Source organism: Streptomyces muensis (assembly GCF_021474425.1).
Taxonomy (GTDB): domain Bacteria; phylum Actinomycetota; class Actinomycetes; order Streptomycetales; family Streptomycetaceae; genus Streptomyces; species Streptomyces muensis.
The window spans coordinates 1-7519 of sequence record NZ_JAKEIP010000336.1 but is presented as its reverse complement, the minus strand read 5'-3'; the positions used below and the strand labels follow the sequence as shown (position 1 = coordinate 7519).

Genomic DNA, 7519 nt, shown 5'->3' with positions numbered 1-7519 from the left:
GGGGGGGGGGGGGGGGGGGGGGGGGGGGGGGGGGGGGGGGGGGGTGGGGGGGGGGGTGGGGGGCGGGGGGGCGTGGGGGGCCTCGGCCAGGGCCGCGCCCGCGGGGGCGGGGGCCGAGGTGCCCGGGGCGTGGGTGCCGGCGGCGCGTCGGCGGTGACGGCGGGATGCCAGCCCTGCTGGTCCACGGCTCGGACGAGGGCGGTGACCATGCGGGGGTCGAAGTGCGAGCCCGCGCACTTCTCCAACTCCCGCAGGGCGACGGGCACGGGCCGGGCCCTCGAGTACGACCGGTTCGACGTCATCGCGTCGAACGCGTCCGCGACCGCCACCACCCGCGCCGACTCCGGGATCTGACCGCCCGCCAGCCCGTAGGGGTACCCGGTCCCGTCCAGCCGCTCATGGTGGTGCAGTACGGCGGCCCGGGCCTCGCCGAGGAAGGAGATCCCCCGGACCATCTCGTGCCCGTACTCGGGATGCAGCTCGATCACGCGCCGTTCCTCGGGCGTGAGCGGCCCGTCCTTGCGCAGCAGCCGCGTCGGCACGCCCAGCTTCCCGACGTCGTGCAGGATCCCGGCGAAGCGGAGCACCTCGACGCGTTCGTCGGCCATGCCCAGCTCACGCGCGATCATCATCGTGGCCTGTCCGACGCGCTCGCTGTGGCCCCGGGTGTAGCCGTCCTTGATGTCGACGGCCTGGACCAGCGCCCGGATGGTCGCCTGGTGGGCCGCGCGTTCCCGGTGGTACTGGGCGAACACCCACCACGACACGCACATCGGCAGCAGCACGAGCAGCGCGGCGACCGGGCCGTACGGACTGCGCCACAGCACGGCCATCATCAGCCCGGCGAGGCCGTGCACGGCGATCGGCGCGAGCGAGCGCAGGAACAGCCCTCGCCATGCACGCCGTGCGGGCACGCGGTCGGCCAGCTTCAGGATCCCGCCGTCGAGCACCGTCAGGACGAGGCAGAACGCCAGCACCGCGGCCCCGGCGGGCGCGAGCGCGTACGGGAAGTCGGACGCCTGTACGGCGTCGTGCTCGCCGAGCGCCCAGTGCACCCGGGCGGCCACCCACACGGCGATCACGAGCTGGGCCGCCCGCCACACCCGTCGCAGCAGGTCCGGTCGGCCGGCGACCGGGGCGATCAGCGCCCCCGGCACCGCGACCAGTGCGGCGGCGGACGGGGGCAGCAGGAAGGCTCCGGCGAGGAGCACGGGATAGAACGAGCCGGACAGCCACGCGCCGCCGGCGTACAGCGCGGCGAGCAGGGCCGGCGCCCACCAGGGGGTGGGCGTCGTCGGCAGCGTGTGCAGACAGAACAGGGCGCCGAGGGTGACACAGACGACGTAGCCACGGACCTGTGGGGATGTCGCCCCGGGTGTCGCCTCCATAACGCCCCTCCCCGGCAACGCGCTTCAAGCACGGGACCCTAGGGCGGGCAGGGGAGGTCCGCAGTCCAGGACGGCGGGATTAGCACGTTCGAGTGACGGCCGTGCGTTCAGGATTCCTGCGGCGTCGCCGTCACGTCGTGGTCGGGCACGGCCTGGCCCGAGCGGATCAGATCGAGCCGTCCCAGCACCTTGGCCCGCAGGTCGGTCGGCACGTCGTCATGTCCGCAGCAACGCTTGACGAGCTTCTTCACGGCCTCTTCGAGCCCGTACTTCTCCAGGCACGGCGAGCACTCCCGGAAGTGCTGCTTGAACTTGTCGCGATCGACGTCCGGCATCTCACTGTCGAGGAACTCGTAGAGATGATCGAGTACCTCACTGCAGTCCGTCTCGTGCGGCTCTCCGCAGCTCATGAGCCCGAGCCTTTCGCTTCGTTCGACTCTCCGGCGCCGGCCGGGACCAGCCCGCGCTCACGGGCGTAGTCCTCCAGCATGCCGCGCAGTTGACGGCGGCCCCGGTGCAGCCGGGACATCACCGTACCGATGGGTGTCCCCATGATGTCCGCGATCTCCTTGTACGCAAAGCCCTCGACATCGGCGAGGTACACGGCGATGCGGAATTCCTCGGGGATCGCCTGGAGCGCTTCCTTCACGTCCGAGTCGGGCAGGTGGTCGAGCGCCTGCGACTCGGCGGAGCGCAGGCCGGTCGACATGTGCGACTCGGCACGCGCGAGCTGCCAGTCCTCGATCTCCTCCGCCGCCGACCGCTGCGGCTCACGCTGCTTCTTGCGGTAGGAGTTGATGAAGGTGTTGGTGAGGATCCGGTACAGCCACGCCTTCAGGTTCGTGCCCTCGCGGAACTGGTGGAAGGACGCGTACGCCTTGGCGTACGTCTCCTGCACCAGGTCCTCGGCGTCGGCCGGGTTGCGCGTCATGCGCAGGGCGGCCGAGTACATCTGGTCGAGGAATTCGAGCGCGTCCCGCTCGAAGCGCGCGCTGCGCTCGGCGGTCGTCTCCGCGGACGTGTCCACGCTCATGCCCTGGCCCTCGGGCTGCTCCGCCTGGCCGTTGTCGGTCCCTGCGTCGGTACCGGGAACCGGACCCACCTCCTCAAGATTGCGGGCAGGGCCGAATCCGGACCCACCTGAATCGGAGGATAGACGACCTGCCGTACCTGCCGCCCCTCGAATAGGAGTGGTCTTGGCCGCGTGCAGCACCGTCCAGTCCAGGTCGGCGCGGCTGCTGCGGCTCGGGCAGTAGGTCGAACCCATGCGGCGGACTTCCTCTCCTACGGCGTCGGCGCTGGTGCTTCAGCACCCGTGTCCGCCACAACAGAGGCCGGGCCCCCGACATTCCCGGGCCTTTACCCGAGTGACCCGACCCACTTCACGACGCCGTCCGTGACGAGCGCCACGGCCTCGTCCTGGTCGAGGGGTGCCCGCTTGGGCACGGCGAACCCGTGATCGCCGTACGGCACCTCGACCATCTCGAAGTCGCCGTCCGGGAACTCCTCGGGCTTGCCGAAGGGATCGTTCCCGCCCTGGACGACGAGGGTCGGCACCCCGGCGCCCAGCAGTTCGCCGGCGCGGGACTTCTCGGGCTTGCCCGGCGGGTGGAGGGGGAAGCTGAGGGCGAGCACCGCGTGTGCCCCGAGCTCGACGGCCGTACGGCAGGCGACGCGGGCGCCTGCGCTGCGGCCACCGGAGATCACCGGGAGCCCGGGCGCGGTCAGCGCGGGCCACAGGCCCCGCCAGCCGACGTCCAGGGTCTTCGGCGCGGGCGCCACCTTCTTCCCGGCCACGCGCCAGGGCTGCTCGACGAGGGCGACGGTCACCCCGTGGGCCGGCAGGACCCGGGCGAGCGCCTTCAGGTCGCGCGCCTCGATGCCACCGCCGGCGCCGTGGCTCACGGCGAGGACCAGCCGGGCCTTCGAGGCCGGGGCCGAGGCCGGAGCCGGGTGCCAGGTGATGCGGGCGTCGCCCGCGTCCGTGCCAACGATCTCGGTCGTCACAACCGTCATGTCCGTCGCATCCGTCACATCAGAAGAGTGTGCCCTCTTCGGGGCCGTCCAGCTCCTTCAGCAGCTCCGGGCCGTTGTTGCGGACGTTGCTGACCATCGTGGAGACGGGGTAGGCGCGCATGAGACCGGCGGGCGGCGGAGTGAGGAGCGTGCGCAGTTCCTCGGGGTCCTTGCGGGACGGGTCCAGCCAGGCGTCCCAGCGGTCCGGCGTGAGCATCAGCGGCATTCGGGGGTGGATCTCGGCGAGCGTGTGCGGGCCCTCCTCGGGCGCGACGGCCAGCGGGGTGGTCTCCGCCTCCGTCGTGATGACGGAGCAGGTCACCCACCAGGCCTGCGGATGCTCGTCGGGCAGCGTCTTGTCCCGCCAGAACTCGTACAGTCCCGCCATCGCGAACACCGACCCGTCGGCGGGCAGCACGAAGTACGGCTGTTTGCGCGGCCGTTTGCGCCGGCCCTCCTGCTCCAGGTCCAGCTCCTGCCTGCCGGTGACCCACTCGTAGTAGCCGTCGGCGGGGATGACGCAGCGCCGGGAGGAGAAGGCCCGCCGGTACGACGGCTTCTCGTGGACCGTCTCCGCGCGCGCGTTGATCATCTTGAAGGCGCTCTCGGGGGTCTTGGACCAGCTGGGCACCAGCCCCCACTTCAGCTTGCGCAGCTGCCGAACCGGGCGCGGGTCGTCCACGTCTTTCAAGGGACGGTCGAGGACGACGTGGACCTCCTTGGTCGGAGCCACGTTGTAGTCGGGTTCGAGGCTCTCCTCGGGCTCCCACTTCTCGATCTCAAAGATTCCTGCGAGATCCTCGGCCCCACGACTGGCTGCATACCGTCCGCACATACGTGCCACACTGCCAGATTCCATCCGACCACAGGGAGCCATCGCCACACATGGACAGCACCGCATCCGCCTCGCTCGCCTCCCTCTGGGACGAGGTCGCCGGCACCCAGCCCGACCCGGATCTGTGGGTGGTGATCGCCACGCTGGTCGCCGCGCTCACCGTGGTCGTCCCACACGTCCTGTGGCGTCTCTCGCGCAACGCCATCACCATCGCCCACGAGGGCGGCCACGGCCTGGTCGCCCTGCTGACCGGCCGCACCCTGACCGGCATACGCCTGCACTCCGACACCAGCGGCCTCACCGTCAGCCGCGGCAAGCCGCACGGCATCGGCATGATCCTCACCGCGGCCGCGGGCTACACGGCTCCCCCGCTGCTGGGCCTGGGCGGCGCCGCCCTGCTGGCCGCGGGCCGCATCACCCTGCTGCTGTGGCTGGCGACGGCCCTGCTGGTGGCGATGCTGGTGATGATCCGCAACGCGTACGGCGCCCTGACGGTCTTCGTGACAGGCGGCACATTCGTGCTGGTCAGCTGGCTGACGGGCCCACAGGTGCAGGCGGCGTTCGCGTACGTGGTGGTGTGGTTCCTGTTGCTGGGCGGGGTACGGCCCGCCTTCGAACTGCAGGCGAAGAGGGCGCGGGGCGGGGCCGGCGACTCGGACGCGGACCAGCTGTCGCGACTGACGCACGTGCCGGCGGGCCTGTGGCTGTTCCTGTTCCACGCGGTGTCGTTGTGCTCGCTGATAGGCGGGGGAAGGTGGCTCTTGGAGGTGTGACAAGCCCCGAAGGGGCGAGTCACACAGGGGCGCGGGGCGGTATCGATTTGCGGCTCCGCCGCGTGGGCGCGACCAGCCCCCACGGCGCCGCACCCGAAGAACGGCCTGTACAACCCCCTCCTTATAAAGTGAACCCATGGCCCAAAACCCCGCCGCACCCACCGCCCTCTGGCCCGCCCCGCACGCGAGCGGAGCCGTCGACGCGACGGTCCACGTGCCCGGGTCCAAGTCGGTCACCAACCGCGCCCTCGTCCTCGCAGCCCTCGCCTCGGAGCCGGGTTGGCTGCGCCGCCCCCTCCGCTCCCGCGACACCCTGCTGATGGCCGGCGCCCTGCGGGCGATGGGCGTCGGCATCGAGGAGGGCGTGGGCCCCGAGGGCACCGGCGAGGCCTGGCGCGTGCTCCCCGCGGGCCTGCGCGGACCGGCCACGGTCGACGTCGGCAACGCCGGCACCGTGATGCGCTTCCTGCCGCCCGTCGCCGCGCTCGCCGACGGCCCCATCCGCTTCGACGGCGACCCGAGGTCGTACGAGCGTCCTCTGCACGGCGTGATCGACGCCCTGCGCGTCCTCGGTGCCCGGATCGACGACGACGGCCGTGGCGCGCTGCCGCTGACGGTCCACGGCGGGGGTGCCCTGGACGGCGGCCCGGTGGAGATCGACGCGTCCTCGTCGTCCCAGTTCGTGAGCGCCCTCCTCCTCTCCGGCCCGCGCTTCAACCAGGGCGTCGAGGTCCGCCACATCGGCTCCTCGCTCCCCTCGATGCCGCACATCCGGATGACCGTCGACATGCTGCGCTCGGTCGGCGCCCAGGTCGACACCCCGGAGTCGGGCGGCGAGCCGAACGTCTGGCGGGTCACACCGGGCGCCCTGCTCGGCCGCGACCTGACCATCGAGCCGGACCTGTCCAACGCCCAGCCGTTCCTGGCGGCGGCGCTGGTGACCGGCGGCAAGGTGCTCGTCCCGGACTGGCCGAGCCGCACCACCCAGCCCGGTGACCGGCTGCGCGAGATCTTCACCGAGATGGGCGGCTCCTGCGAACTGACCGAGTACGGGCTCGTGTTCACCGGTTCGGGCGCGATCCACGGCATCGACGTCGACCTGGGCGAGGTCGGCGAACTGACGCCCGGCGTCGCGGCGGTGGCGGCTCTCGCCGACTCCCCCTCGACCCTGCGTGGCGTGGCTCACCTGCGGCTGCACGAGACGGACCGCCTGGCGGCCCTGACCAAGGAGATCAACGAACTCGGCGGTGACGTCACCGAGACCGCCGACGGCCTGCACATCCGCCCGCGCCGACTGCACGGAGGCGTCTTCCACACCTACGAGGACCACCGCATGGCGACGGCCGGCGCGATCATCGGCCTCGCGGTCGAGGGCGTACGGATCGAGAACGTGGCGACGACGGCGAAGACCCTGCCGGACTTCCCCGAGCTGTGGACCGGGATGCTCGGGGCGTAGGGACGTAACGCCATGCGCCGCTACGGCAAGCACACCGACGAGGACGACATCCGCACCCGTCCCGGCCGTCGTAACACCCGACCGCGTACGAACATCCGGCCCAAGCACGAGGACGCCGCCGAGGGCATGGTCCTCACCGTCGACCGCGGTCGGCTGACCTGCCTCGTCGAGGACCGGGTCGTGATGGCGATGAAGGCCCGCGAGCTCGGCCGCAAGGCGGCGGTGGTCGGGGACCGGGTCGCGCTGGTGGGCGATCTGTCCGGCAAGAAGGACACGCTCGCGCGGATCGTACGGATCGAGGAACGGACGTCGTTGCTGCGCCGTACCGCCGACGACGACGATCCCTACGAGCGCGTGGTCGTCGCCAACGCCGACCAACTCGCCATCGTCACCGCCCTCGCCGACCCCGAGCCGCGGCCCCGGCTGATCGACCGCTGTCTGGTGGCGGCGTTCGACGGGGGCCTGGAGCCGTTGCTGGTGATGACGAAGTCGGACCTCGCCTCACCGGACGAACTCCTCGATCTGTACGGGGCGTTGGACATTCCGTATGTGGTCACCAGCCGGGAGGAACTGGCGGCCGGGGGCGCGGCGGACCGGGTGCGGGAGCATCTGGAGGGCCGGGTCACGGCGTTCGTCGGTCACTCGGGGGTGGGCAAGACGACGCTGGTGAACGCGTTGGTGCCGGAGGAACGGCGGCGTTCGACCGGTCATGTGAACGCGGTGACGGGTCGGGGGCGGCACACGACGACATCGGCGCTGGCGCTGCCGCTGACGGTGATGGACGGCTGGGTGATCGACACCCCTGGTGTGCGTTCCTTCGGCCTGGCTCATATCGATCCGTCGCGGGTCATCCACGCGTTCCCCGACCTGGAACCGGGAACCGAAGGCTGTCCGCGTGCGTGCAGTCATGACGAACCGGACTGCGCGCTGGACGAATGGGTGGCGGAGGGGCACGCCGATCCCGCACGGTTGTACTCGTTGCGGCGACTGCTGGCCACGCGGGAGCGCACGGAAGGCGACTGAGGCGGGGACCGAGGGGCCTGGGAAGGGG

General features: G+C 71.6%; 8 protein-coding genes. 3 read left to right on the top strand and 5 right to left on the bottom strand.

The features are described from left to right. From L0P92_RS39965 to L0P92_RS39945, 5 genes are all read right to left on the bottom strand, one after another. Positions 1-1388 (bottom strand): HD-GYP domain-containing protein (locus L0P92_RS39965; RefSeq protein WP_234768039.1); only part of this gene is annotated, 1388 nt, incomplete at its 3' end. 107 nt (positions 1389-1495) lie between these two features. Then, positions 1496-1798 carry a mycothiol system anti-sigma-R factor gene (gene rsrA, locus L0P92_RS39960; protein WP_234768038.1) on the bottom strand — a complete coding sequence of 101 codons (303 nt, stop codon included), beginning with the start codon at positions 1796-1798 and terminating at the stop codon, positions 1496-1498. Then, positions 1795-2490, bottom strand: a complete 696-nt coding sequence (gene sigR, locus L0P92_RS39955) for an RNA polymerase sigma factor SigR (protein WP_234768037.1) — start codon at positions 2488-2490, stop codon at positions 1795-1797. Before sigR ends, rsrA begins: the two co-directional genes overlap by 4 nt. Positions 2491-2747: 257 nt before the next feature. Then, positions 2748-3404: an alpha/beta hydrolase family protein gene (locus L0P92_RS39950; protein ID WP_234768036.1), complete on the bottom strand. Its 657-nt coding sequence runs from the start codon at positions 3402-3404 to the stop codon at positions 2748-2750. A 19-nt stretch (positions 3405-3423) separates the two neighbouring features. Further along, a complete protein-coding gene (locus L0P92_RS39945; protein WP_234768035.1) occupies positions 3424-4239 on the bottom strand; it encodes an SOS response-associated peptidase in 816 nt (271 codons plus the stop codon). Positions 4240-4289: 50 nt separating this feature from the next. Between L0P92_RS39945 and L0P92_RS39940 the strand changes: the two genes are divergently transcribed. From L0P92_RS39940 to rsgA, 3 genes are all read left to right on the top strand, one after another. Beyond that, complete coding sequence (locus tag L0P92_RS39940) at positions 4290-5012, top strand: M50 family metallopeptidase (protein WP_234768034.1); 723 nt, start codon at positions 4290-4292, stop codon at positions 5010-5012. Positions 5013-5148: 136 nt separating this feature from the next. Then, complete coding sequence (gene aroA / locus L0P92_RS39935) at positions 5149-6468, top strand: 3-phosphoshikimate 1-carboxyvinyltransferase (RefSeq protein ID WP_234768033.1); 1320 nt, start codon at positions 5149-5151, stop codon at positions 6466-6468. Positions 6469-6480: 12 nt separating this feature from the next. Then, complete coding sequence (gene rsgA, locus L0P92_RS39930; RefSeq protein WP_234768032.1) at positions 6481-7491, top strand: ribosome small subunit-dependent GTPase A; 1011 nt, start codon at positions 6481-6483, stop codon at positions 7489-7491. The last annotated feature ends 28 nt before the right edge of the window (positions 7492-7519 follow it).

Coding starts and splice junctions, on each gene's coding strand:
- rsrA (WP_234768038.1), bottom strand. CDS start 1,798: ATGAGCTGCGGAGAGCCGCACGAGACGGACTGCAGTGAGGTACTCGAT.
- L0P92_RS39950 (WP_234768036.1), bottom strand. CDS start 3,404: ATGACGGTTGTGACGACCGAGATCGTTGGCACGGACGCGGGCGACGCC.
- L0P92_RS39945 (WP_234768035.1), bottom strand. CDS start 4,239: ATGTGCGGACGGTATGCAGCCAGTCGTGGGGCCGAGGATCTCGCAGGA.
- L0P92_RS39940 (WP_234768034.1), top strand. CDS start 4,290: ATGGACAGCACCGCATCCGCCTCGCTCGCCTCCCTCTGGGACGAGGTC.
- aroA (WP_234768033.1), top strand. CDS start 5,149: ATGGCCCAAAACCCCGCCGCACCCACCGCCCTCTGGCCCGCCCCGCAC.
- rsgA (WP_234768032.1), top strand. CDS start 6,481: ATGCGCCGCTACGGCAAGCACACCGACGAGGACGACATCCGCACCCGT.